Annotated in this window: 11 protein-coding genes and 10 pseudogenes; 9 read left to right on the top strand and 12 right to left on the bottom strand. The window is 60.0% G+C overall.

Annotated features, from left to right (window positions below; translation table 11 throughout):
- Positions 1-133 precede the first annotated feature (133 nt).
- A protein-coding gene (locus AB7245_RS07345; protein ID WP_439034093.1) for an IS630 family transposase occupies positions 134-1,263 on the bottom strand; the annotation gives its coding sequence in 2 pieces (ribosomal slippage) (positions 134-705 and positions 705-1,263; 1,131 coding nt in all).
- Positions 1,264-1,301: 38 nt separating this feature from the next.
- Between AB7245_RS07345 and AB7245_RS07340 the strand changes: the two genes are divergently transcribed.
- From AB7245_RS07340 to AB7245_RS07330, 3 genes are all read left to right on the top strand, one after another.
- Positions 1,302-1,595, top strand: a complete 294-nt coding sequence (locus AB7245_RS07340; RefSeq protein ID WP_439034092.1) for a LexA family protein — start codon at positions 1,302-1,304, stop codon at positions 1,593-1,595.
- Between the two features lie 85 nt (positions 1,596-1,680).
- A complete protein-coding gene (locus AB7245_RS07335; RefSeq protein WP_439035714.1) occupies positions 1,681-1,980 on the top strand; it encodes a M24 family metallopeptidase in 300 nt (99 codons plus the stop codon).
- Positions 1,981-2,483: 503 nt separating this feature from the next.
- Entirely contained in the window at positions 2,484-3,251 is a 768-nt protein-coding gene (locus AB7245_RS07330; RefSeq protein WP_439034091.1) for an outer membrane protein, read from the top strand.
- Between the two features lie 91 nt (positions 3,252-3,342).
- On the opposite strand, the pseudogene AB7245_RS07325 reads toward AB7245_RS07330, so the two are convergent.
- Positions 3,343-3,522 (bottom strand): annotated as a pseudogene (locus AB7245_RS07325) (WGR domain-containing protein); the annotation flags it as partial.
- Between the two features lie 392 nt (positions 3,523-3,914).
- On the opposite strand from AB7245_RS07325, the pseudogene AB7245_RS07320 reads away from it, so the two are divergent.
- Positions 3,915-4,532, top strand: a pseudogene (locus tag AB7245_RS07320) (IS3 family transposase); the annotation flags it as partial.
- A 129-nt stretch (positions 4,533-4,661) separates the two neighbouring features.
- Here the strand turns inward: AB7245_RS07320 and istB are convergent.
- The 5 genes and pseudogenes from istB to istA (AB7245_RS07295) form a co-directional block, all read right to left on the bottom strand.
- Positions 4,662-5,473 (bottom strand): annotated as a pseudogene (gene istB / locus AB7245_RS07315) (IS21-like element helper ATPase IstB).
- Positions 5,470-6,983, bottom strand: a pseudogene (gene istA, locus AB7245_RS07310) (IS21 family transposase). Before istA (AB7245_RS07310) ends, istB begins: the two co-directional pseudogenes overlap by 4 nt.
- 510 nt (positions 6,984-7,493) lie before the next feature.
- Positions 7,494-8,219, bottom strand: a pseudogene (locus AB7245_RS07305) (IS5 family transposase); the annotation flags it as partial.
- A gap of 272 nt (positions 8,220-8,491) precedes the next feature.
- Entirely contained in the window at positions 8,492-9,283 is a 792-nt protein-coding gene (locus AB7245_RS07300) for an outer membrane protein (RefSeq protein ID WP_439034090.1), read from the bottom strand.
- Between the two features lie 640 nt (positions 9,284-9,923).
- A pseudogene (gene istA / locus AB7245_RS07295) lies at positions 9,924-11,056 on the bottom strand (IS21 family transposase); the annotation flags it as partial.
- 1,253 nt (positions 11,057-12,309) lie between these two features.
- Between istA (AB7245_RS07295) and AB7245_RS07290 the strand changes: the two are divergent.
- From AB7245_RS07290 to AB7245_RS07275, 4 genes and pseudogenes are all read left to right on the top strand, one after another.
- Positions 12,310-13,568 (top strand): annotated as a pseudogene (locus tag AB7245_RS07290) (IS1380 family transposase).
- 347 nt (positions 13,569-13,915) lie between these two features.
- Positions 13,916-16,309: a DUF3141 domain-containing protein gene (locus tag AB7245_RS07285; RefSeq protein ID WP_439034089.1), complete on the top strand. Its 2,394-nt coding sequence runs from the start codon at positions 13,916-13,918 to the stop codon at positions 16,307-16,309.
- Between the two features lie 43 nt (positions 16,310-16,352).
- Positions 16,353-17,621, top strand: a pseudogene (locus tag AB7245_RS07280) (malic enzyme-like NAD(P)-binding protein); the annotation flags it as partial.
- Between the two features lie 138 nt (positions 17,622-17,759).
- Positions 17,760-18,944 (top strand): annotated as a pseudogene (locus AB7245_RS07275) (IS3 family transposase).
- Between the two features lie 99 nt (positions 18,945-19,043).
- On the opposite strand, the gene AB7245_RS07270 reads toward AB7245_RS07275, so the two are convergent.
- The 3 genes from AB7245_RS07270 to AB7245_RS07260 all read right to left on the bottom strand — a co-directional run bounded on the left by AB7245_RS07270 (position 19,044) and on the right by AB7245_RS07260 (position 22,381).
- Complete coding sequence (locus tag AB7245_RS07270; RefSeq protein ID WP_439035713.1) at positions 19,044-19,853, bottom strand: VOC family protein; 810 nt, start codon at positions 19,851-19,853, stop codon at positions 19,044-19,046.
- Positions 19,854-20,019: 166 nt separating this feature from the next.
- Complete coding sequence (locus AB7245_RS07265; RefSeq protein WP_439034088.1) at positions 20,020-20,388, bottom strand: avidin/streptavidin family protein; 369 nt, start codon at positions 20,386-20,388, stop codon at positions 20,020-20,022.
- Positions 20,389-20,593: 205 nt separating this feature from the next.
- Positions 20,594-22,381 carry a di-heme-cytochrome C peroxidase gene (locus tag AB7245_RS07260; protein WP_439034087.1) on the bottom strand — a complete coding sequence of 596 codons (1,788 nt, stop codon included), beginning with the start codon at positions 22,379-22,381 and terminating at the stop codon, positions 20,594-20,596.
- A 267-nt stretch (positions 22,382-22,648) separates the two neighbouring features.
- Between AB7245_RS07260 and AB7245_RS07255 the strand changes: the two are divergent.
- Positions 22,649-22,906 (top strand): annotated as a pseudogene (locus AB7245_RS07255) (transposase); the annotation flags it as partial.
- A 181-nt stretch (positions 22,907-23,087) separates the two neighbouring features.
- On the opposite strand, the gene AB7245_RS07250 reads toward AB7245_RS07255, so the two are convergent.
- Positions 23,088-23,261 (bottom strand): NAD-dependent epimerase/dehydratase family protein, encoded by a 174-nt coding sequence (locus tag AB7245_RS07250; protein ID WP_231144188.1) that lies wholly within the window; start codon positions 23,259-23,261, stop codon positions 23,088-23,090.
- 45 nt (positions 23,262-23,306) lie between these two features.
- A complete protein-coding gene (gene shc, locus AB7245_RS07245; RefSeq protein WP_439034086.1) occupies positions 23,307-25,355 on the bottom strand; it encodes a squalene--hopene cyclase in 2,049 nt (682 codons plus the stop codon).
- Positions 25,356-25,372: the final 17 nt, after the last annotated feature.

The raw sequence follows: 25,372 nt of genomic DNA, 5'->3' as shown, positions 1-25,372 counted from the left end.
TTCGTTTCGTGCCAGGCCTTGATCTATCTCAAAGGAAATTGGTCCGCGCCGAACATTCAATGAACGCCATGGAACGGCACTACCGGCTTTGGCTCGTCTGGCTGGCGATCATGGTCACCTGCCAAGTGGTTCATCACAGTGATTTTGACTCTTTAGCGGTGGCTGGATAAGCGCGGCCGAGTTTGGCGCGGGCTTTGTCGGTTGTGAACATCCATTTGATGCTGGCTCGGGTTTTGTTTCGCCGCCGTTGCCATGCTGCGATCTCGTTTCGGAGCCTTTTGGGGTCGTCGATGCGGCGGCCGAGACACTGGCGCTGCAGCACGCTGATCTCGCACTCGACCATGTTGAGCCAACTGGCGTGTTTCGGAGTGAAGTGGAATTCGAGGCGGCGCAGGATGCGTCGGGCCTCGGCGGGCGCGAAGGCCTCATACAGCGCCCCAGGTTTATGGATCGACAGATTGTCCTGCACGACACGGATGCAGGCGGCGTCGGGATAATGGACGTCGACGAGCTCACGCATGCAGTGGGCGTAGTCCACGGCGGCGCGGCGGTCGGTGACCTTGACGTTGCGCGAGCCCCGACGCGGATCGAAGGTGACGAAGAGATTGACGGTGCCGTTGCGGCGATACTCGTAATCGTATCGCTCGCGCTGTCCCGGTTGGGCCGGGACAGGCTGGCGCACCTCGCCGATCAGCTGGACGGGGGTTCGTCGAAGCAAACCAGCGGCCGGGCGGGATCCGGCGTCTCGGCGTAGAGATCGAGCACGTCCTCCATGCGGGCGACGTATTCGCCATCGACATGAGGAATGCACCACATGTCCCTGCGCCATGGCTTGAGATCGTTCTCGGCCAGCCGGCGGCGCACGGTCTCGCCCGACAGGCTGTCGTGATCGGTGAGCTTGACCATCGTGTCGGCCAGAAGCGTCAGCGTCCAGCGTTTGTGGCCGGCGGGCGGCTTGGCGCATGCGGTCGCCACCAGCAGGGCCTCCTCCTTGCCGGTCAGCTTGCGCTCTGCGCCCGGACGCGGCTCCTCGCTCAAGGCCCGCTCCAGATTGCCTTCCACGAAGCGGCGCTTGGTCTGGCCGACGGTGGAGAGGCTGACTCTCACGGTCCGGGCAATCTCCTCGTCGCGGCCGCCCCTATCGGCCGCCAGCAAAATCTGCGCCCGCTTCAGCTTGCGGGCGGCGTGTTTGCCGCCACCGAGCATCGCCGTCAGTTCATCGCGCTCGGCTTGGCTCAATTCGACCCGATAACGTACATTCATGCTTTGCCTCCTTGTCGGAGGCCAGGACGAATCCAGCGATGAGTCAAAAATCAGGCGCGCACTTCACCGAGAAGCAGGGACATTACCTGGCCTTCATCCATACCTACGCCTACATGTTCGGACGCCCACCCGCCGAAGCCGACATTCAGCGCCACTTCCGCGTCAGCCCGCCTTCGGTCCACCAGATGATTGTCATCCTCGAACAGAAGCGGCTTCATCCGACGTCAACCCGGCGTCCCCAGAAGCATCGAAATCCTCGTGCCGCCCGAAAGCTTGCCGATCCTCGAATGGCTCGGCATCAAAACATCAAAATCACTGTGGTGAACTACTAGTCGTGGTTCTCATGCAGTAAGGCCGCCTCAGTGGGCGGCCTCTTTGATTCGGGACGCGCAGTGCTATGCCCGACGTGCAGCCTTGATGCTCGCCTGGTCCATGGCGACATTATCCGGTCTGATGGCGGTGGGCGCTTCAAACATTATAGCGCCTGATATTGCGCGGATCGCCGTGTTCGGAGAGCCCTCGGCAAAGATCAAATCATACCATCGCGCGCTGCATCGCGGCGTTCAGGCTGCCCTAGAAATGATAGAACCGGGTGTGAAGGCAGCACACGTGTTCGCGAGAGCCGTCGATGTAAGGCGAAAGAGAGTATTCATCACCTTTCACGTTCGCATGTCGTACATGGGATCGACTACGATCTGCCCGACCTTACCCGACTAGACCCGACCTCATCGAGGAGGGAATGGTCATGTGCGTCGGGACACCATATTACGAGACAGGCTGGGGGGCCTTCAAGTGGAAGGCACTGTGGTCGTACGGCCGACGGGATCAAAGCGTTCATGAGCACCGAGGGCAGCTTGATGGTGTCGCGCTGGCGGATGGATGGCCCTTTTTTCAGACCTTGAGCCCGCAATAGGTGCCTCACACAAGGGAATGCTTCTTAAAGAGATGCCGCGGAACCTGTGAGATATCCGCAAGCGGTTGAGCGGGCCTTCACAAACGTGAGACCTTCCGTCTTTAGGTCAACGCGCTGCGGATTACGCTTGTAAGGAGGCGAGTTCGGTAGACCCGGTGCCGCAGCATCCTCCGGAACCAAAAAGCTCGCGTAAGCATTCCTCAGACATCTAAACCGTAAACCGGACCCTGCCAATTTTGGTAGCTGCACCCCCAGTCCACACCTGCCTTATGTAGGCTCATAGACTGTTTTTTTATGGGGACTCACAATGAAAACAAAGATCTCGGCTGCCGCTATTCTCCTCGCTTCCACAAGCCTGAGCTTCGCCGCCGATATGGCCGTCAGGGCGCCGATGGTGGCTCCCGCTGCGGTCTGGAGCTGGACCGGCTTCTACATCGGCGGTCACGCTGGCGCTGGTTGGGGCACCACCGAGACCACGCTGACCGCGATCACCGGTGCACCCGCAATTCCGGGTGGAATTGCGCTTACCCAGAACAGCAAAAGCGGATTTCTCGGCGGAGGACAGGCTGGCTACAACTGGCAGTCCGGTTGGGCCATCTTTGGCGTCCAGGGTGACATCGCCGGTATGGACGTGAAGGGCACCAGTCCCTGCCTTGGAATTGGGCCATCGTGCACGGCCAAGAGCGATTGGCTGGCGACCGTGACGGGTCGGGTCGGCGGTGTCGTTGCCGACCGGACCCTTGTGTACGTCAAGGGAGGTGCGGCCTGGATGCACACCGATCATAACTTCAGCGTCCCTGCCGGTTTCGGCAGAGGGGGTGGGACTTCCGTGAGCTCTTCCAGCACGAGCTGGGGTTGGCTGCTTGGCTTGGGTGCGGAATACGCGCTCTCGCCCAACTGGAGCGCATTTATCGAGTATAACTATATTGAGTTCGACAAGAAGAACATCGCGCTGGATGTCTCGGCCTTCGCAGGCGCCCCCGCAATTGCTAACATCGACGTGAAGAACAAGCTGTCGGTGGCCAAGGTTGGCGTGAACTATAAGTTCGGCGGGCCAGCCGTCGGATGGTATTGATTCTCAAGGCTCTGAAGGAAGGCCGCGCTCGCGCGGGGCTTTTTCTTTGGCATCTGGACTCACCAGGCGCCTCGAACCGCAAAGTTTCCGTCCGTGCGCGCTCGAGCCGTGCGAATGCTTCCCCAGCTTCCGTGCTGTCCTCGAAGGTTTGGATCATGATCTGCCCGCTCGTGCCAATCCGGCCCCAGTTGCGGATCAGCGAGACCCCGCCGAATAAAGTCGGCTGAATCGAAAGCAGGTAAAATCGCCGCATGTTGCGGGTCGCGTCGATGCGGCGAAGCTAAAGCGGCCTTTGCTTGCGGTTCAGCATGCTTGGAGTCTGGCTCCTCGCGGAAGCGAGGTCCAATGCTTTCTTTGAATCGATCAGGGCTAAACGATTCATTGTCTCCGTACATCGGCTGCACCATGGATGCCGCGATCCGTTCACCCGGGACCGCGGTAGCATTCACGCAGTACGTATGAAGACGCGTCGAAGGACAGAGCTGGCCCCGCAAATTCGGACAGTAGCTTGAGTGGATTTTCTGCCTGACAGCGGCGAGGATTCTTGCCGCGAATCAGGAGCGAAGATGACGAGAAGAGGCGGCTCCGCAAATTTGAACATGTCGATAAGTGGAGTTTCCGCCTGACAGCGGGCACGCTGGTGCCTGCGAATCAGGAGCGACGATGAGCAGACGAGCACGCCGGAACCACACACCGGCCTTCAAGGCGAAGGTGGCGCTTGCCGCCGTCAAGGGCGACCGGACGATAGCTCAGCTGGCCGATCACTTTGACGTCCACCCGAATCAGATTACGGCGTGGAAGGCGCAACTGGAGGGTGGCGCTTCCGGAGTTTTTGGACCTGGCAGCGCTGCGCACGCCTGCGATCGACGTGAAGTCGCTGCACGCCAAGATCGGCGAACTGACGCTGGAGAACGATTTTTTAGAAGGAGCGCTCACCAAGGCGGGATTGCTGAGCGCAAGGCGATGATCGACCGTGAGCACGAGCTGCCGATCACCGGGCAGGCGGAGGCTTTGAACATCAGCCGCGGTAGCGTGTACTACCTGCCGCGGCCGGTGCCGGACGCCGATCTCGCGATGATGCGGCGTCTCGACCGGCTGCATCTGGAGTTTCCCTTCGCCGGTTCGCGAATGCTGAGAGGCCTGCTGGCTGCCGAGGGGTGCAAGATCGGCCGCCGGCATGTCAAAACGCTGATGCGGCGGATGGGGATAGAGGCGCTCTATCGCCGTCCGCGCACCACCAGACCCGAGCCCGGCCACAAGATCCATCCATACCTGCTGCGCGTATAGCGCGACAATCTGGATGGGAAGCGCGCGACAATCAGGATGGCGAGTTGGTGTCGCGGCGAGGTGATGATTGCCGCGATGATTGTCGCGCGCAAGAGTTTTGTTCGCTTTGGTTGTCGCGGAGCGTCAATCAGCGAGTGTTTTTGGTGTCGCGTGCGAGGATGGTCGCCCTGGACCACGCTTCCGCTCGAGCGCGGTGCGCCTGCGATAGCTTTCGACGTTCATCTCGACGATGGTGGCGTGGTGAACGAGGCGATCGATGGCGGCGAGCGTCATAGCAGGATCCGGGAAGACCCTGTTCCACTCTCCAAAGGGCTGATTGGCGGTGATCAGCATGGAACGCCACTCGTAGCGTGCGCTGATGAGCTCGAACAGCACGCTGGTCTCGGCCTGGTCCTTGGTGACGTAGGCAAGATCATCGCAGATCAGCAGGTCGAAGCGATCGAGGCGGTTGATGGCGGCCTCGAGATTGAGGTCGCGCCGCGCCACCTGGAGCTTCTGGACGAGATCGGTGGTGCGGGTGAAGAGGACGCGCCATCCGTTCTCGATAAGGGCCAGGCCGATGGCTGCCGCCAAGTGGCTCTTGCCGCCGCCAGGCGGGCCGAACAGCAGCAGATGGCGCCCTTGCCGAGCCAACCGTCGCCGGCGGCGAGCGCGGTCACCTGCGCCTTGGAGATCATCGGCACAGCCTCGAAGTCGAAGTTGTCGAAGGTCTTTCCAGCGGGCAGCCGCGCCTCGACGAGATGGCGCTCGACGCGGCGGCGGCCGCGTTCGGCGATCTCGTGCTCGGCAATGGTGGCGAGGAAGCGGGCCGCCGGCCAGCCTTCCTTGTCGGACCGCTCGGCAAATTGCGGCCACAGCACCTTGATGGCTGGCAGCCGCAACTCGTTGAGCAACAGATTGAGGCGCGCGGTGTCGATGGTGTTGGCCGTGCTCATGCGGCACCTCCGATCTCGCCGGCTCCGATGAGGCACTCATAGGTGGCGAGTGGTGCGAGCTGCACCACGACGTGCGGCACGCAGGCCGGATCGGGCGCGAAGTAAGCGCACAGCCGGTTGAGGTCGGGCAGTTGGCCGGCATCAAGGTCGGTCGCGAGATAATCGGCGAGTTCGGCCTCGCAGCCGCGCTCATGGGCCAGTGCGAGCAGATCGACCATGATCCGGCAGGCTTTCTTGTCCGGCAGCCGTTCGCGCAAGCAATCGAAGGTTCGGCGATAGGCATCGCGCGGGAACAGCCGATCACGGTAGACGAGATTGAGCAGTGCCATTGGCTTGCGCCTCAAGGAATGGATCACGTGCCGATAATCGACGACCTGGTCGTGCTTGCCGTTGGGATGTGGCCGCCCACGCGGCAGGGTGACGAGATGGGTGCCGCCGACGAACACGTCGAGACGATCGTCGTAAAGGCGCGCCCGCAGTTGGTGCCCGATCAAACGCGACGGCACGGTGTAGAACACCTTGCGCAAGGTGAAGCCGCCGCTTGACGTCACGCGGACAATCACCTCCTCGTAGTCCGAGGTGCGGCGATCTGGCAACGCCTGCAGGATGGCGCGCTCGTGGTCGATCCGCTTGGCGTTGCGGGCATTGCGGCGGCTGACGATCTCGTCGATGAAGCCGCGATAGGCGGCGAGATCATCGAAGTCGGCAGTGCCGCGCAACAGCAGCGCATCGGCATCGTCCGCTTGAGATGGCCATGCGAGCTCTCGATCGCCCCGTTCTCGTGGGCGATGCCGCGATTGTTGCGGGAAGGCCGCATGCCGTAGTGAGCGCAGAGGTCCTCGTACCGCCTGGTCAGATCGTCCCTCGCATTGCGATCGAGATTGCAGAAGGCGGCCGACAGACTGTCGGTCCGATGCTGCCGCGGTGCCCCACCGAGCGACCACAGGGCATTCTGCAGCCCTTCGGCCAATGCGACGAAGCTCTCGCCACCGAGCACGACATGGGCGTGTTCAAACCGGCAATAGGCCAACCGGAAGTGATAGAGGCGATGATCGAGCGGCACGCCCGCGATGGTGACCCCAAGCTCGCCCATATCGGTGAAGTCGGAGAGGCCGACCTGGCCCACGTCGTGGGTCTGGCGGAAGATGACCTCCTGCTCCGCGCCATGGATTGCTCGCCAGGCGCGGATCCGGCGCTCCAGGGTGCGGCGGATTCCGGCCGCCAGCTCAGGATGGCGTCGGAGTATCTCCTCGAAGATAGCCACGGGCCGCACGCCGGGAGCCGCCTTCAGCATCGGCACGACCTCCAGGTTGAAGACGTTGGCCAAGGGATCCGGCCGGCGCCTTTGCCGCGGTGACTTCTTTTGCGACGGAAGACGCAGATCCTTCTCGAGCCGATAGGCGGTCGACGAACTGAACGACACCTTCGCGGCCGCCACTGGCGGCGAAGTGGTTTGACGGAACTTCATGTAGAGCCTCATCTGGTGATCGGTGACATGGCAGCCTGGCAACGGGTGATTCCTCTTTGGCGAGAAGAACCATCCATCACCGGCCAGCCGCGATCACCAGACGGCGCGGTCCGCTCGGATCGCGCCGTCGCCGGGCTCGTAACTCCGGTCGAGCTACGCCCTCCCTGCGTCACGAGCCCGGCGAAGCTCTCTCATCCTGATTGACGCTGCACTTCCATCCTGATTGCCGCGCCGCACGCAAGCACTCTATCATGAGAGTATCGACAACGTCACTCCTGCCGATGTCTACTCTCGGCAGAGCTGAGAGATCGCAACACCATCGCAAACCGCCGCTTGCAGCATCAATCGCAAGCAGCTTAACTCTAACCCCTGATGAGCCAGATCCTCCCTTCTTGAAACGCCTGATCAGTCTCAAATGTTCTGACGACGGACAATCCTTACGTAGTCGTCCGTTAAGAAGCCGGATCGATCGAGGCTGGGCGGGCGAGCGTGCGCCATAGCTGGGCCAGGAACAGGCACAAGAGATATCTCAGCCAGGCGAGGATGCGGCGGAAGTTGTGTCCGACGGCTGAGAGGACGACGGATCTTGCGGCGGATGTCGCGGATGATCCGGCCCAGCCGGCTACGCAGGATACGCAACTGCCGCTGATGCCGCCTGAACTGTTTGGCATGGGCGTAGCGGCCGGCCATCATCGCGGCGACCTTGGCGATGCGAGCATAGGATTGCCGCAGCCTGACGCCGTGCCTGATCGCCAGGCGGTTGAGCCCCTTGATGGCCGCATGCAGCAGCTTGGCATCGGTCGGAAAGGTGATGGCCTTCGGCTGCACCGTGGTGTCGACCGTAACCCGCTTGAGGTCCTGGCTGCGTAATGCACCGGCCTCGTGCGCTACCCGCAAGCTCTCGGCCAGCAGCAACTCCAGCTTGTCGCCAAGCCGCTTGCGCCAATGGCTCAGGTCCGAGCGCTCGTGCGGGAACGTGTGCTGAAAGAACTCTTCCCCGGCGAAGAACTGGAAGTATGGGTCATGGACCCAGCGCTCGCACACCCCCTCATCGGACAGCCCGTAAATGTGCTTGAGCAACAGCAGACCGATCATGAAGCGCGTCTCGATCCCGGGCCTGCCGTTCTCGCTGTAGAGCGGCGCGATCTCGCCGTCGATCCAGTCCCAATCGACCTTGCCGGCGAGCAGAACCAGCTCGTGCTTCATATTGATGATCTGGTCGAGCCGAGCCCGGAACAGATCGTTCGATCCCGTCGTCTTGTGCTTCTTCGGCCGCATCGTCCCCTCCGATGCAGACAAGGAATCATGCTTCCCGCTTCTAAAGCCAAATCGCAAGGTTCTGACGCCCAAAGCAGCAAAACCTTGCAATCTGGAAATGCCCCGTAGCCCAAATCGAGATTCCCGATCAGTGGCTTAGGCCTTCTTCACGGACGACTACGTAGTTTCTGGAAATGACCTACATCAATGATTGCTACCTTGAGAGACGAGCAGCGCAGGATTATTCGGCTGTTCGTGCCCCCTGTGAAGGAACGCTTTCGTTCTGGCGAAGATCAATATGTCGTGGCGACGGCGCCACCCCAGCGATAGTTCACGCGGACCACACCGATATCGACGTCCTGACCGATACGGGCAGTCCCTGCAAAAGCGTCCACCGGAACACCCGGGATTCCTGTTGAAAAAAAGAAGTCTACGTCCCGGTGACCCATGAACAGATGGTCGTACTCAACGCCGATGGACCAGTTCGGAGCGAGGCCAAATTCCAGGCCCGCCCCTACCGTGCCGCCCCAACGAGTTTCGCTGCCGTTGTCAAAACTCAGCCCGGTCGCAATATCGGAGACCCGGTATTTGTCGCGGACAACCGCCGCGCCACCTTTCACATAGAGCAGCACGTTATTCCAGGCATGGCCGACTTGGCCCGTGAACAGGCCGAATGCATCAAGCTTGGACTCATCCTGGACGCCTGCAAAAGCGAGGTTGGCGCTGGAGCCCTTGAAATCGGCCCAGTTGCCCTGCGCCTCCAGGCCGAACACCGAGTTCGCTATCTGCCAGCGATAGCCGATTTGACCGCCGACCGTGCCTCCCGTCGCATTATGGCACCCCATGCTGACGGGCGGAGCGACGACCACGTCGCCAGAATTAAGCAGGTCCCAGCACTGATGCGCGGAGCCGCCGCCGCCATTGAAGCCGATGTACAAGCCGCTCCAATCATAGATTGGAATGACCGTCGGGGGCGCTTTGACGTAGGGTCGCGGGGCCAGATCAGCGGCAGAAGCAGGAGCAGCTAGCGCAATGAAGGCTACCGTGCCCAGCAGGACGTCTTTCATCTCCAAACCCAGCTTCATATCGATTTCCTTGATGATGGATTAATGAGGATTGCCATGTGACCATCTTCTCCATCAACTCCCAAGAGAGGTAGTTGACTGGGCGCAAGCGTTGCCTGAGCATCCGATGGATGGTCAAAAGTGCGGGCCTAGCCGGTCCCGGATGCTGTGGCCCGCAGGAACGCACTTGAGCCAATTTGTTTAGAACTTTGACTGCGAGGGCCCGCAGACCATCTTCACCGAGCTCCTCGATAGATACACGCGAGCCGACAGTGATATTCGCCCGACCTTCCAGAACACTGCAAAGCTGAAGTAGATCTCCTGGCGTTAGCGCTCTCAAGGAAGCCGAACTCGCCGCCTGGATCGATCCGCTCCACGGCGCCAACCGGCTCTCCTTCAGGGGAATTTATATGGCCGCCGCCCATCAGGTGCTCTTGCATCCGTCGGCAAAGGAGACCCCCACCGCGACGCGCGAATAGTGTTTCCTGATCATCGCATCGCGACCGCCAGCGCGCGGCTTTCGCTTTGCCCGGCAAGGCTTCCGATAACGCCAGCCGGTTCAATTCGAGAAAGCCGTTCCACGCCGTATCGCGAAAGTCTGCTCGCATCGGCAACAATGCGCGTTCGGCAAGATCGCCATTGCCCGCTTGCCTCGTGGAGAAGGCGCGGGCAATGTCGGGTTCGCGATTGCCGATCGGGAGACCGCACCATTGCGACCGGCAACCCCGTCGAGGTGGGCGGAATCGATGATCCGCAGCCGGCGACCTTCCGATCGCTTATGGACCACAACCTCGCGCATGCCGTGGCCGATGCGCACCTCGCCGGCCGCAACCGTCACCGCGCGCGCTCGCCGATCAGCCGCCACGGGACCGAGTAGCTGTTCGTGTCGATCTCGACGGCTCAATCGTTGCCGACGCCGCGGGCCAGTTCGCGCAGCGATCCGAACGACGGCTGCCCGCCGAGCGGCTTCAACCGGTGTGCCTCGTCAGGCGCAAAGCGAGATCGGCGCCCCGCCGGTCGTGCCGTGGATACGTACGTTCGCCACCTCACGCTCCCACTCTGGCGAGATGCGGCTCGAATGCCTCCCAGCTCGCGAAGGAATGCCCCGCGATCGCGTTCTTCTTCACGTAGCCGACACCATTCTCCGTCTTACCCTTCGTGCGCGCCCGATGCGGCTCGCGCAGGCACGAGGACGGAACCCCAATGCTTCGCGAACGCGATGAGCTTGTCGTTAAACTGAACCGACAGGCTCACCGCATCGTGGCGCACCACGAGCGCGCGTGGGTTGTCCATCAGCACTTCCTCCGGCACGCCGCCGAAGGTCGTGAATGCACTCTCGAGCCCGGCGAACCAGTGCTCTTGCTTCTCGCCTCGAACGCACGAACATGCAGCCGCCGCGAATGCCCGAGTGTCGCCGAACACGAATGCTTTGATCTTCACCTCGCCGACCTCGACCAGGCGCTCGCCGAAGTCGATCTGCAGCTGCCGGCCCGTGGGCATCTCGAACGGTGTCGTCGCCAGCGCTTCGGCCTTGAGCGCTTGGCGATAGGACTGCACGGCGCGTTGCAGCGTTCGCCGGCTGGCTGCCACGCCTTTCTGGGCCAACAGGTCCTGGCGCACCACATCCGCATTGCCGCGATGCCGAATGAACTTCTCGCGCAGCCAACCTTCGAGATCATCGAGCCGCTTCGGGCGCTCAGGCGACTTGAACGCCTTCACCCCGCCCGCCACCACGTAGTCCCACCCGCACTCCCTCAGGCGCATCATCTCCGCCACGTCATCCGGCGTCTTCATCACCTGCCCCCGGGGATCAATCCACGACGAGCCTTCCGTGATTCGTTCCTCTTTCTTTCACTCTCTCCTTGGCTCATCCAAGGAGAGAGCAATTCCTCGTGACGCCGAGGGAGCAGTTTTCCATGGTTGGCCCCTGGGCACGCCGGCAAGTGCATGGGCGGTGTTGCGCGCCAGAATAGATATTGAACGGCTGGACCTATTGCGGCCAAAGCTCCGGCTCGACGGGAAACGGATTGGTCGGGTTGGCTAGCCTGTGACTGTCAAATCCCAGTTCCGGTAGTTGAACAAGGGCGCAATATCATCTTGAACTCTCCTGCCAAGGTTCAAAGTCGAGCTTGACGAATGATAAGGGTTTCTCCTCGAGATCATTTCGGCGTGCTCCGGCCAGCCCAGCTTGTCGCCGTCCAGGGTCGCTGGTTCGAGTGGCTGGACATTCGCACCGAGACTTTCGCCCAGCTGCGCGATCCGGTGACGCTCGAACGAGCCTGGGTGCCCCTGAGCGCGATTACCGTTCCGCCAAAACCAGACTGGGCACCGACACATCCCGCGGTCGCCCAGGCTGGTCGCCCCAGGAAATGCCGGGACCGCCCTGATTAGTATCGCATTTCTGGAGCGGATCAAGGTTCATGCGCTCGACCTGACCATTGGTCCAGGGATTGCTTGATCCAAGGCAGCCTCGCGAAACATTGTTCTGACAATCGGGACCAGCTCATAGGTCGATAAGAGCGCCCCGTCGCCGACGGACCGTGTCGGTGAGGCTGCGGCGGATATAATTGCAGACCGCCGCGGCGAAACACTTGAAACTGAAATTGGTGGTCCGAAACGTCAGGTCACGTCCCAAGTGAGCCTGTTGACGGCAGCGCGAATGATGGTGCCAATCGATCTTGTAAGAGGCCTGATAGAACGTACCGACGTGTCGTAAGTCCGACAGTCCGCGTCAGAGACGCTTGGTCGTTTCTTCGCTGCTCCGCGCGCCATAATAATCTTGACGCGCATGGTATCGGACGCTGACTACGCTAGAACGACCATGCGAGAATGTAGGGTGCGGCATGCCGCTGGGCTAGCGTTGATCGCGATGCGGCGGATTTGGAAGTGACCGTTGGATCGAGCAAGTCAACCATAACGTCCCCAACGTCGGACCGCGGATCTGCAGAACGCGCTCGAGCCACTCATCATCAATAATGATGCGTCTCTTCGGGTGATCCTGTGACGACGGCTATGTTTTGTCCTCGCGTTAGCGGATTAGGCCGGCCATGTCGTTTTGTTCGGCGTTATCGGGGCGAATGGCGCCATGGCGCGTGGAAGCACATTCGTTACGGCGCCGCCCGGACTTGATCGAGCACACCGTCGAAACGTTGCTCGGACAGCGGGTCTTTGGCATCTCACTTGGCTACGAAGACCTCAACGATCACGACGAGCTGCGGCACGATCCGCTGATGGCGGTGCTGGCGGGCAATCTTGCCGCCCGGCGCGAGGACTGCGCACCAGTGGCCGCCAAGTCGACGCTGAACCGGCTGGAACTGGGCCAGGAGGAACCTTCGCGCTATCACAAGATCGCTTACGGTGCGGCGGTGATCGAGGCGTTGCCGGTGACGCTGTTCCTGGAGGCGCACCAGCAGCCGCCGAAGCAGATCATCCTTGATCTCGACGCCACGAGGACCCCCTGCACGGGCATCAGGAGGGGAGCGTCTTCCGCGGCTGTTACGACTGCTACTGCTATCTGCCGCTGTACGTGTTCTGCGGCCGGCATTTGCTGGCGGCCAAGCTGCGGCGCGCCGACATCGACGCCAGCGCGGGCAGCATCGAGGAGGTCGCGCGGATTGTGCGGCAAATCCGCGCCCACTGGCCGTTCGTGCGCATCGTGCTGCGCGCCGACAGTGGCTTTGCGCGCGAGGCGCTGATGGCGGGGTGCGAGCGGAACCGCGTTGATTATCTGTTCGGGCTCGCCCGCAACACGCGCCTGGTCGCCATGATCGAAGGGGAGCTTGCCGCGGCGAGAGCCGCGGCCGAGACGACCGGCCGCCCGGCACGCCGCTTCAAGGACTTCCAGTGGCGTACGCGCGATAGCTGGAGCCAGGAACGCCGCGTCGTCGCCAAGGCCGAGTGGACAACAAGGCGAGGCCAATCCGCGCTTCGTCGTCACCTCGCTCAAGCAGGCCGAGGCCGGCGCGCGGCAGCTCTACAGGACATCTACTTCGCGCGCGGCGAGATGGAGAACCGCATCAAGGAGTGCCAGCTCGATCTCTACGCCGACCGCACCTCCACAGCGACCATGCGCGCCAACCAGCTGCGGCTGTGGTTCGCCACGATGGCCTATGTGCTGATCTGTGCCTTGCGGCTCTTATCGGCCTTGCCGAAACTACCGCGGACGCCACCTGCGGCACCATCCGCCTCAAGCCTGACCTATCCCACCCCGAAGAGCAATTGGCAGTGTGAGAAGTACGGGAAAGCGCCCCTCTGGGCCAATCAAGGGCCAAGGCGCTGGGAAGATTGCCTGCTGCAAACCAGCTAGGCCCGTCTGTCCGGGTGCTTGCCCACGTCAAGTCCGACATCGCTGTTATTAGTCGGACAAACCAGGAGGCAATGGAACACGAGTAGACACTGAAGTTGTCGGTCTTCTCTAGGCATGAACTCGACTTCTGCAGGAGATTGATGCTCATGTCGGCGTCGACGGCCGGCTGGCATCGCCATTGCATGTGGACCATTGGAACGGTTGAAGTCACCACTAGGCTCGTACAGCGTCGTCGTAGGCGTGGCCCACTCGCTAGATGGAATGAGCATCGATCGGGCAATCCGGCACCATAGCAAAACTACGAGCATATCGGACGGCGTCTACTCTAGAACTAGAGAGGATAAGCCATGTCGAAAGCTATTAGATTTTCCGATCCAGTCCAGTGGATCAGAGCGCAACGCGCGGAACTCGATAGTGCGGTCGTCGAAAGTCCCCTTACAGCTTGCGCCAAACGCTTCGCAGAAGCGAGCGCCGAGACCGCCAACATTCTGCATATAGCCGCATTGCGTCGCGCACACCGCATCTGCGACAGCCAGTCTAAGCGGCAGCAAGAACTTTTAGTTGGGAGCGAACGTCTGGCTGAGGCTCTACGTGAGAAGCGCGATAAGGGAAACCTTGGCCTCGATTGGATGGAATACCTGCGCGATATCGGTGAGCGCGCCGTGTTGTGCATGGATACTCTCCGAGAGCGCGGCGACATCTTCCTCGAACATGAGGCGGCCGGCTGTCCGCCGGTCCTCTTCTACGAGTACGAGATGGTAATGGACGGAGCGGATTTACCCCTGAAATCTAATTACGTGTTGTTCCGCATCATTCCACCCCAAGGGGTCACGGTCGCCGAAACCAATCGCCCATTTGTAATCATCTGTCCGCGCGCGGGACACGGTCCCGGCGTGGGGGCCCATAAGGCTGACAGTCAGGTGGGCGTCGCATTGCGGGAAGGTCACCCGGTCTATTTAATAGCCTTCCGAAGAGAACCAGAGCAGGACCAGTACCTCTCTCACGTCACGCATGCTGAAGCGGCGTTTGTTCGGGAGGTCATGCGCCGCCATCCGCACGCCCCCGCCCCGGTCATCGTCGGCAACTGCCAAGCTGGCTGGGCCACCCTCCTCGTCGTCGCGACAAATCGGGACCTGACCGGCCCAATCGTCCTCAGCGGATCGCCAGTAACACCGACCTCCGGCAACATCGGCGAAAATACACTCCGCTACATTGCGGGAATTTTCGGCGGCGCTTGGCTACCGATGCTTTTATCCGATCTAGGCGGCGGGCTTTTCGACGGCGCTCATCTCGTACAGAATTTCGAAACCCTAAACCCCGAACGCCAACTGTTCCTGAAGTATGCCGAACTGTTCCGCGATGTGGACACGGCGCACGAGACCTTTCTTGCAAGTGAGAGGTGGTGGGGCGGGTTCTGCCTGATGCGCGAGAACGAAATCCGCTGGATTGTTGAGCAACTTTTTGTTGGTAACCGGCTAGCCAGAAACAACGCATACGGCGAGCCGGAACGGCGGCATTTCGACCTCAAACGGGTTCGAGCGCCTATCATCATATTTACCAGCCATGGCGACAACGTTACGCCACCTCAGCAGGCTCTGAATTGGATCACCGAAGTGTATCAAAGCGAGGAGGAGATCCGCGTTCGCGGTCAGCAGATTGTGTATCTTGTGCACGACGACGTCGGCCATCTCGGCACGTTTGTCGCTTCGAGAGTAGTCAATAAGGAGTACAGTGAAGTTGCCACGACCTTGGAGGCTATTGAAGCACTATTACCTGGACTCTACGAGATGCGTATCAAGGACATTCAAGAAGACGGGGGCCGGAAGCGTTACAGCGTTGAGCTGGTCGAGCGCACCTTCGTGGATATTCGTGCGTTCAACGACGGCTATGACGATGATCGATCCTTTGCCGCGGTCGCCCGCGCCTCTGAAGCTCAGGCGCAGATCTATCATGCGGTTGCCCGTCCGTTCGTGCAGGCGGCAGTGACAGGTATTTCGGCAGAGGCCAGCCGAACCTTGCACCCTAAGCGTCTGGGGCGAGCGCTGCTGTCGTCCCAGAATCCCATGATGGCCGGCTACAAGGCCATTTCCGATCAGGTGCGGAAGTCGCGAGCGAAGGCCGCAGCCGACAATCCACTCCTCGCTGCCGAAGCGCTCTTTGTGCAGAGTTTGGAGCAGGCGATCGTTGCCTGGCGCGACTTGCGCGACATGGGCTACGAGCTGATATTTCACACGATATGGAGCAGCCCTTGGCAGCGTCTCTTAAGCAATCCCTACGAAGCTTATCTCAAAAGGACGACACTTGACCACTTGAGGCGGGAGCCCGAAGTCTCCATTGCGCTCAATGCAATTGCGAGCGGCGGGCTAACCGAAGCCATTATCCGCATCATAGTGCTGCTGGTTACCGATCGCGGCGGCTTCCGGCGTGACCGCCTGGCCCGCTGGTCACGTGTCCTGACTCAGGACGAACCCTTCCGCTCAGTACCTTCCGATCGTCTGGCGGACATCACTCGTCAGCAGACCGCCATCGTCACCTTTGAGCCGGAGCAAGCAATCCAGACCCTGCCACTATTGCTGACCGACCCCAAGCAGCGGCAACTAGCCTATGCAGTCGCGTGCTATGTCCCCGGCCCCGTCGCGGAAATGGCTCCAAGCACGGTCACCCTCCTACAGCGCCTCGCCGAGGTGCTTGGACTGCCATCGAAGCTGACCGATGTGATCGAGGATCCCCTAGCGGCGTGAAGCTGGACTACAACGGAGCCAAATAACCAGGTGGAGTAACTCAATGAGTCGCGATCTGCGGGACGCCGCGCTTCAATATCATCGCCTACCCAGGCCGGGAAAGATCTCCGTGGTGCCAACCACGGCTATCGCAACGCAACGCGATCTGACGCTGGCGTATACCCCCGGCGTGGCGGAGCCGTGCCTCGCCATTGCGAAGGACCCGCTGCAGGCGCATGCGTTGACGGCGCGCAGCAACTTGGTCGGCGTCATCACCAATGGGACCGCCGTGCTTGGCCTTGGGAATATTGGCCCGCTGGCGAGCAAGCCAGTGATGGAAGGCAAAGCGTGCCTGTTCAAGAAATTTGCCGGGATCGACGCGTTCGACATCGAGCTCGCCGAAGAGGATCCTGACGCACTCATCGAAACGATCGCCAGGATGGAACCGACGTTCGGCGGCATCAACTTAGAAGATATCAAAGCGCCGGAATGCTTCTACATCGAGCGCAAGCTACGGGACCGAATGAAGATACCGGTCTTCCATGATGATCAGCACGGCACCGCGGCTGTCTTAGCGGCGGCGATGCTCAATGGACTGAAGCTGGTTAAAAAGAATATCGCTGAGGTCAAGCTAGTCTGCTCCGGCGCTGGCGCGGCGGCCCTTCCATCTCTCGATCTGCTCGTCAGTCTCGGGTTACGCCACGATGCAATCATTGTGACCGATGCGGATGGTGTTGTCTACGCGGGGCGCACGGAAAGCATGGATGACAACAAAGCGCGCTATGCTGTGATAACCAACGCGCGAACGCTGGACCAAATCATTCAGGATGCGGACATCTTTCTGGGCCTTTCGACTGGAAACGTGCTTTTGCCACATATGGTCAAGAAGATGGCGCGAGATCCGTTGATCTTCGCCATGGCCAACCCGACACCCGAAATAATGCCGGCGGACGGGCTGGCGGTTCGCCCTGATGCCATCATTGCGACGGGCCGTTCGGATTGCTCCAACCAGATCAACAATATCTTATGCTTTCCATTCATCTTCAGGGGCGCGCTTGATTGTGGGGCAACCACCATCAACGACCACATGAAGCACGCAACCGTCCGCGCGCTCTCGGAGTTGACGATGGCGGAAGTGCCGGAAGAGCTTGCGGTCGCCTACAACACGCGCGGGCTTCGCTTCGGTCGCGACTATCTAATCCCAAAACCGTTAGACGTGCGTTTGCTACAGGTGATCGCGCCGGCGGTAGCCCAGGCGGCCGCCGATAGCGGCGTCGCGAGGCGGCCAATCGCCGATATGAAAGCCTATCGTCAGGAGCTCAGCCGCTTGGTCTAGCAGTCTTGCAAGGCGATGCAGTCGGTGTTCTCTAAGAAAGGTGGCAAGCCGCTGGCTAGGTAGAGAGCGGCTGACCTTGCCCCGCGGGTTTAATCCGGTTTGAAGTTCGTTCTGGCCCACGACAAGGACCAGAGCATGAAGCGCAGCCGCTTTTCGGAAGAGCAGATCATCGGGATCTTGAAGGAGCATGAGGCCGGCGTGTCGCCGATCTGTGCCGCAAGCATGGCGTCAGCGACGCCAGCGTCTACAAATGGAAGGCCAAGTGCGGCGGGCTGGAGGTCTCGGAGGCCAAGCGGCTGAAGACGCTGGAGGATGAGAACACGCGGCTGAAACGGTTGCTGGCCGACGCCATGCTGGACAACGCAGCCTTGAAGGACCTCGTGGGAAAGAAATGGTGACGCCCGCGGCCAAGCTGAAAGCTGTCGCCCATCTCCGAGACGCCTTCGGGATGAGCGAACGGCGGGCGTGTAAAGCCATCGGCTGCTGTCGCATGACCATGAGATACCAGACGACCCGGGCGGACGATGCCGGCCTTCGCCAACGCATGAGGGCGATCGCCCAGGAGCGCCGCCGCTTTGGCTATCGGCGCCTCCACGTTCTGCTCAAACGGGAGGGCTATGTGATCAACCACAAGAAGCTGTTCCGGCTCTACCGGGAAGAGAAGCTTGCGGTGCGTCGCCGTGGCGGCCGCAAGCGGGCGATCGGGACCCGGGCGCCGAAGACGGTGCCGATGGCGCCGAACGACCGCTGGTCGCTCGACTTCGTATCGGATCAGCTCACCGATGGTCGCCGCTTCCGTACCCTCACCGTGGTCGACGACTGCACCCGCGAGTGCCTGGCGCTGGTGGCCGATACCTCGCTCTCGGGCCCCCGGGTGGCGCGGGAGCTGGACCGGCTGATGATTGAGCGCGGCAAGCCGAAGATGGTGGTCAGCGACAACGGCAGCGAGCTCACCAGCAACGCCATCCTGACATGGGCTGATCAGAGCCGCGTGGCATGGCACTACATCGCGCCGGGCAAGCCCATGCAGAATGCCTTCATCGAAAGCTTCAACGGCCGGCTACGCGATGAACTGTTGAACGTGACGCTGTTCACGTCGTTGGCCCAGGCCCGCGTCGCGCTCGGATGCTGGCGGGCCGATTACAACGAGGCACGACCACACTCGCAGCTCGGATGGAAGACGCCGTCCGAGTTCGCCTTCACCTGCCACCCGCGCCGGGAGCTGGCGCTGCGCTATGCCGAGGGCTCCGCGCCAGCTCCGCCGCTGCCACCGCCCAACCGGGCAAATCCAACAGCCGGGGCGAACTCAGGACTGGATAAAACTTGCGGGCAAGGTCACGAGCGCTGCATGCACGCCAGCCTCAAGCTCAAGTGCTGTTTGAACCCCGGCGCATCCTGTTCCAAAGACGACAAATTTCATCACTGTCTCCCGTCCACCTCGACAAAGCCAACCGCTGTACCGAAATTGTTCGCGGGCGTGAGGACATGTCGGTTGCCTGTCTTTGCAAGAGGCAATTCCGCCAATGGGCCGAGAGCCCGGCAAGCGACGGTGAACCCAGCGAGATGCGGGCCGTCCTCGGGATGGGGCGGCGTTACGCCGAAGGCGGCTTCGAACGCTTGCGCGCGGGCGAGCACAATTGTGCCGGTGCCCGTTTGAATTTCGATAGCATCCGGGCGCTCGCTGAAGCTGTTTGCACCCGTGACCGTCCGAATGTAACTAGCGAGATCCATTGCCGTTTCGCCCACAATCCAGACGTCCCGGACAGTCGAAGCACCGTTGGAATGCTTGAGATATTGTGGCTGCTCGTAGTACTCGGGGCGGTAGTGCTGGCAAGCAAACAAGCCGAGCCACGGTGCCGCGGGATGGTTCACAAACGCGAGGGAGAACCCCACCTTCACATCCGTCCCGTCGGGCATCTTGCCAGTTCTCGAAAAATCGAATGGCTCAAAGGTTTTCAGACCGGCTGCATGCCAAGCCTGAATATCGGCGCGCGCATCCGAAGTATCGAGCACCATCATCGAAAAGCCGTCGTGTCTCAAAAGGTAATCGCGATTGAATGCGGCAAACGAAAAATTGCCAGCGCGATGTTCGGGGACGTCCTGCGGATTTGTAACCGAAAGCAGTTCGAGATACGTACCGCGTAGCTGAATGATGGAGTTGCCGGTCCCAAAGGGATGCTGACCGCGCGGGACAATCGTAAATCCCAACGCTTGATAGTTCGAGCGCATTGCCTCCAGGTCGCGGCCCGCGAGAATCAAATGGTTGATGCCTTTCATCGATGAACACTCGCTCGGCTGATACCCATGCGCTTCGATGCCGCGCGCGCGGGCTTCAAGGCAGCCTCGCCGGAATTCCCAGGTTTGGTCTACCTCCTCGCAAAGAAGTCCCGTCCAGTCATTTGTGAAAGTTCCAGTCCGATCCCACGTAGTACAGTGTCCATCTAGTTGGAATATTGTTAGCAGCTACACGGCCATTCCAAACTGTGATCGTTTTGCAGTTCGGAGCTGAGGGCGCCGTCCAATTGACGTAGAAATCTATCTTGCTTGCCATGACGATACCCGCGACAGGGTAAGGCTGCCCCCGGCACGAAAATCCAGTCGCGTTGTTGATATACGTTCCCGTGAAATTCCCTGTTGATGCGTCTAGCGTTTGGATCGAAAGAACCGAGCCCCTTTGATTTACCCATGTAGATGGGGCCGGCAACTGCGCGTGAGCAGGCACCGAGATGAGCGTAAAGAGCACGAGCACAAACAAGCGTGTCATGGTATTCCCCTAGGCAACAAGCAACTGCACAAACCGTGCGGGATATGAGTTCGTTCTCATGCTCAGTTCAGGCGCGGAATTGCCGATGATCTCATTTTCAAGGCCAGCCTGAACTCCGAAAGCTGCTCGCCAAAGGCAATTTGGCACGAGCGAGCGCATCGTTGCCGACAGCTGTTGAATTCGCGGGAGGAAACGACGCAGCGGGTCAAAGCGTCTTGAGGTATTCGATCAGCGCCTTTTTGTCTTGATCGCCCAAACTCGTCCCGTACTCGTGGCCGCATCGGCTGTCTCCAGAATTGATGTCATTACAATCCGTGACGGATAGTGTTTCGCTTAAGGGTTCCTGGGTGGCAGCAAGACCAACGTTTTCAATGTCGTATTTCCGCCCAATGCTAAACTGCGATTTGCGCTGTCCCGATGGCTTGAGCAATTCCGCCAGGGTAGGGACCGAGCCGTTATGAAGATAAGGTGCGGCGGCCCAAATACCCTGCAGAACACGAGCCTCGTAGGCGCCCCATGGAGGGAGCCGACCGCGAGATGCTTTTTCTGCCCCCTTCCGCTTGGCTTTTTTGACCGCTTCCGAGGTGCTGACAGCGTCGAAAGCCGTTACCAGATCCTGCAGGGTCGGCGGTAGTCTTACCAGCCCCAGAGACTCCGGGGTCTCCGACGAACCCGGATCTGACGCCGTCGCGACCCGTGCGTTGGAAGAGACACCGCCGGCCAACAGGTGTTCTGCGATCGAACCAATGACCGAGGTTGCAAGGATGTCAAGGATTTGATCGGTCTCCTTGAGCGGCGCGGTCGCGAAGGGAATGTACGCTCCATTCAGCACGCCCGTCTTCGCTTTCCAGGCGAGCACATCGTATTCTCGTGTATCCGTACCGACGTTCTGGACCACGGTTCTCCATGTTTTGATGAATGGAAAGCGCTGCTCGCCGTCTTCAATGCCATGGCAGCCGCTACATCCCCCTTCAGCGGGATCTCTTTCGAAAATCATTTTGCCCCGGATGGCTAAGGCAGCGTCAATCTTCCAGGGCCATTTCGGAGGGCCGATGCGCTTCACCAAGTTCTCAAGCTCGCTTAGGCCGTCGAAATTGGTGGAATTGCCATTGAGGAAATTGATGACCGCACCCTGACGCTTAGGCTCGAACGTAGCGAACACCCCTAGGACCTCGCCGACGTTCCGGGCCAGCCCCAAGATGTCACTTCCATTCTTTGCAAATCCCGGCCATTGCGTCTTGTCTTGCCGCGGCGCATTCCAAAGGAATGGGTATCTCACGGGAGCATCAGCGGTTTTTATGTTTTCCGGGATCATGAAATCGGGGGGCGGACCGATGTCCAGTCCGGATAAGCGGTTGAAGATCATCCCGACAGCATCCAGACGGCCCACTCCCCAGCCGTTTTTGGGCAGGGCTCGCACCATAAGCGTGTGAAACCGCAAGTACCACCTATCTACCTGCCGGCGAAGATCCTCAACATCGGCTATATCGGGAGTTGCGGACTGCAGAACAGATGCAGCAAACGAGGCAAACGAATCGTCGCTAGCAAGCACATCACCGACTGCCTTGTCCAAATCGCGAAGCAGCGCGTAGAAGTCCACGAGCCCGGGCCCACCGTCGACGCGATACACCTTGCCGTCAACTTCGATCTGGCGCGTATGACATGCCGAGCAGGTCATTCCGACAAGCTGGAAACCTTCGGGACCGGATGCTTGAAAGCCGATGGGAAGGCCGGCCTTGCTTCCAGGATTGAGTAGATAGCCGTACCGCTTCAGACCATCGGCGAGGAACGGTTGTCCGTTTCTTTGCTTGAGCGCCTGCATCCAGGATAGGGTGATCAAACGCGAGCCCTGATCGCGCACATAGAAGTCCGCTCTCGCCGCCGCGGTCCAATCTAACCCTTGGTCAACATAGATGGGATTGGCGTCAGCGCCCTGGGCGCTCGACCGTGTCGTGACAGCAACGGTTACTATCAGAAAGAGAACACGCAGCATCTTACGGCCCACCGTCTTTTAGACTCGTCCGAAGAGTTGTTCGCGGTACTAACTCCTCTCGCCGTCGCTGCAAGATGATCTCAGTCCTCGAACCTGCCTCCGACTGCAAGTCGCCGCGTTATTAAAGATCTCAGGCCCAATAAATTCAACCTACCAAGCTTGGGAGTGATGCCAGTTGCCGGAGCCGGGCTCAAGAATCTGAACAAGGCGATAAGTGGAGTTTCTGCCTGACGGGGGGCAAGATTGTCCCGCGAATCAGGAGAGACGATGAGCAAACGAGCCCGCCGGCACCGCGCACCGGCATTCAAGCCCAACGTGGCGTTAGCCGCGATCAAGGGCGAGATGACGCTGGCCCAGCTGGCTGAGTAGTTCGACGTGCATCCGAACCGGATCACGCAGTGGAAGTCCCAGTTTCAGGAAGCGGCGGCAGAGGGATTTGGTCCTGGCGGAGGCAACAGAACGATCGAGCCTGCCGTGGACGTGAAAACGCTGCACGCCAAGATCGGGGAGCTGACGGTGGAGAACGCTTCCTAAGAAACGGCAGCACCGACTTTCGGTTCCAAGGGAGAACAAAGCCGAATGCCTTGGCACGCTGATGCAAATTGTTGATCACCATCTGTGTTAGCCAAGTTGATTTGACGTTCTCGATAGCGGCGTTGTCACTCGTAACGCCGGTCTGGGCGAGTTCGAGAATTGTGCTGTCCTCTCAAGTGCCGATGTTGATCAAGCCGTTAGGGATGTCATCTCGCTCCATAAAAAACACGCAGGCATCCGCCAAATCATCGACATAGAGAAAGCCGTGCTCGGCCCTGATCCCAGACCGGGTAAGCCGCTCTCCCCTCTCCTTTGCATCCTTTGCCTTGCGGATCAAAGCGCGCACGACATGCTATTGTTCTGCTCATAATCGTTCTTGGGGCCGTACAGGTTACCCGAGCGCCCGAGCGGCGGCTCGTCCCAATGCGAGAAGTGGAAAATAATGGCGATACATGTTGAAGCTCAACATGAATCCACGTGATAGCTCGGTGCCCTGTTGCAGCCGGTTTGCGAGCTCCTGGGCCGCTAAGTTCGTACGAGCGCCAATCCCGTAGCCCGGAAAGCCCGTCGCGGTGTAGAAGTCTTCATCCCAGGTCCCATCGGCCTTTTGGGTAGCACAGAGATACTCAACACTCTTCTGTATCGCCGCACTGGTTTCGCGGCTGCTATCGACCGAAAGAAGGCACATGAGACCCCACGCAGTTTGTGATGGCGTGCTCGGCCCCCTCCCGCGAAGCTCCGGATCCATGTAGGATGCGCAAGTTTCACCCCAGCCACCGTCTTGATTCTGTTTCGATAGAATCCAAGTAATAGCGCGCATCACATAGGCCTGTGTCATGTCCTCGCCTATCGCTTGGAGAGCGGGCAATACGGCAGCGGTGCCGTATATGTGATTGACCCCCCATCGCCCAAACCAGCTCCCCGCTTCTTCTTGTTCGCTCCGGATGTAATCTAGAGCGCGGTGAATAGCCGGATGCTTGATGTCGTGTCCTAGCGCGGCAAAGGCTTCAAGGACGTGTGCGGTCACATCGACGCTTGGTGGATCGATCGCCTCTCCGAAATTGCAAAATGGAATCTTCGAGATAATCTCGTTGTTGTTGTCTCTGTCAAAAGCACCCCAACCGCCGTTGCGGCACTGCATAGCCAACGTCCACTCGACACCGAGTCCAATCGCTCGCTCGACTCGTTCTCTCAGACCTCCGATCGTCGACCTCAGTTTCCCGAGAACAAGTAAGGCGACGGCCGTATCATCAACGTCGGGATAGGAGTTGTTGGCGCGTTCAAAAGCCCAGCCACCGGGGCTTACGTCCCTAACCTTTACAGACCAGTCTCCAGGAACAAGAACCTGCTGATTGAGAACCCATTCTAGAGCTTTGCAAAGTTCGGTCTTGTCGGAGGACACGCCAGCCTCGAGGAGCGCAAGGACCGAGAGTAACGTGTCCCACACTGGAGATTCGCTAGCCTGAATATGGGTAGCGCCGTTACGCTCGTAGCTCCAGTGTGCTCCCAACGCGGAGATAGCCTTGGCCACCGAAGGATGATCAAGCCGGTAGCCCTCGTTGACTAGCGCAATTAATCCATAGACCCAGGGTGGTTGGAGACCTCCCCATGCGCCGTCGGCATCTTGATGCCTGATCATCCATTCGAGACAAAGCCTAATGGAATTCTCACGAAAGGGAATCAGCTTCGATCGTTGGGCTTCGTGAAGACCGCGATCAATCTTTAGGAAGAGCCATTCTAACGAAAGCAGGCGGGTGTGCTTCGCGGGAATTGAGAAATCGAAATCCTCATAAGGACAGGGAAAGAGTTCTTCGAGCTTGCTCCCGTCGGGAAGAGGCCAAACAGGCGTCCGCGCCGCGACGACGGTGAGAGGCACCATCGTCGCGCGAGCCCATTGAGCGAAGTTATAGATGTTGAACGGAAACCAAAGCGGCAGCCGAATTATCTCTGGGGGCAGATTGGGCGTGTGTTGCCACGGCCAAACCCCCAACATGGCCAGCCAATATCGCGAGAACACCCGGAGATTTCTTAGCGCGTCATGCTTCTGAATCCATGCACGCGCACCAGCGAGTTCGTCGCAGTGCAGGTCTAGCCCCTTGGCGCGCAGCGCCGCGTAGACCTCCACGGTCGAGTTGATGTCACCATCCGGTGCTCCTGGATATATGCCCCAAGAACCGTCCGGCCGCTGCCGTTGCAGCAAGGCCATAATGATTTTCTCTTCAGAGGGCAAATGAAACCCGGCTATGTGACTGGCGAGCAGCCACTCGGCCTCAATGGTCGAGTTTGACTCGACCATGCCAACCCAAAATCCAGATGGATTCTGAGACTTCCACAGCCAGTCGATCGCCGATTCGATTGTTTGACATAGGCGACCGGTCCCGAGTTGAGCGGGCAACGAGTCTTCCGAATCATCGGAATCCATAAGAGTTTCGGACGCCATGTTGCGGATCCCTACAG

The organism is Bradyrhizobium sp. 604_D8_N2_3 (assembly GCF_051810765.1).
GTDB classification, from domain to species: Bacteria; Pseudomonadota; Alphaproteobacteria; order Rhizobiales; family Xanthobacteraceae; genus Bradyrhizobium; species Bradyrhizobium barranii.
Note: the sequence above shows the minus strand (reverse complement) of the source record. Positions and strands in the feature narration are given on the sequence as shown.

Excerpts from the sequence above, each read along its gene's own strand:
- AB7245_RS07340 (WP_439034092.1), top strand. The coding sequence starts at position 1,302 with ATGAGTCAAAAATCAGGCGCGCACTTCACCGAGAAGCAGGGACATTAC.
- AB7245_RS07335 (WP_439035714.1), top strand. The coding sequence starts at position 1,681 with ATGCTCGCCTGGTCCATGGCGACATTATCCGGTCTGATGGCGGTGGGC.
- AB7245_RS07330 (WP_439034091.1), top strand. The coding sequence starts at position 2,484 with ATGAAAACAAAGATCTCGGCTGCCGCTATTCTCCTCGCTTCCACAAGC.
- AB7245_RS07300 (WP_439034090.1), bottom strand. The coding sequence starts at position 9,283 with ATGAAGCTGGGTTTGGAGATGAAAGACGTCCTGCTGGGCACGGTAGCC.
- AB7245_RS07285 (WP_439034089.1), top strand. The coding sequence starts at position 13,916 with ATGTCGAAAGCTATTAGATTTTCCGATCCAGTCCAGTGGATCAGAGCG.
- AB7245_RS07270 (WP_439035713.1), bottom strand. The coding sequence starts at position 19,853 with ATGCGCTCGAACTATCAAGCGTTGGGATTTACGATTGTCCCGCGCGGT.
- AB7245_RS07265 (WP_439034088.1), bottom strand. The coding sequence starts at position 20,388 with ATGACACGCTTGTTTGTGCTCGTGCTCTTTACGCTCATCTCGGTGCCT.
- AB7245_RS07260 (WP_439034087.1), bottom strand. The coding sequence starts at position 22,381 with ATGCTGCGTGTTCTCTTTCTGATAGTAACCGTTGCTGTCACGACACGG.
- shc (WP_439034086.1), bottom strand. The coding sequence starts at position 25,355 with ATGGCGTCCGAAACTCTTATGGATTCCGATGATTCGGAAGACTCGTTG.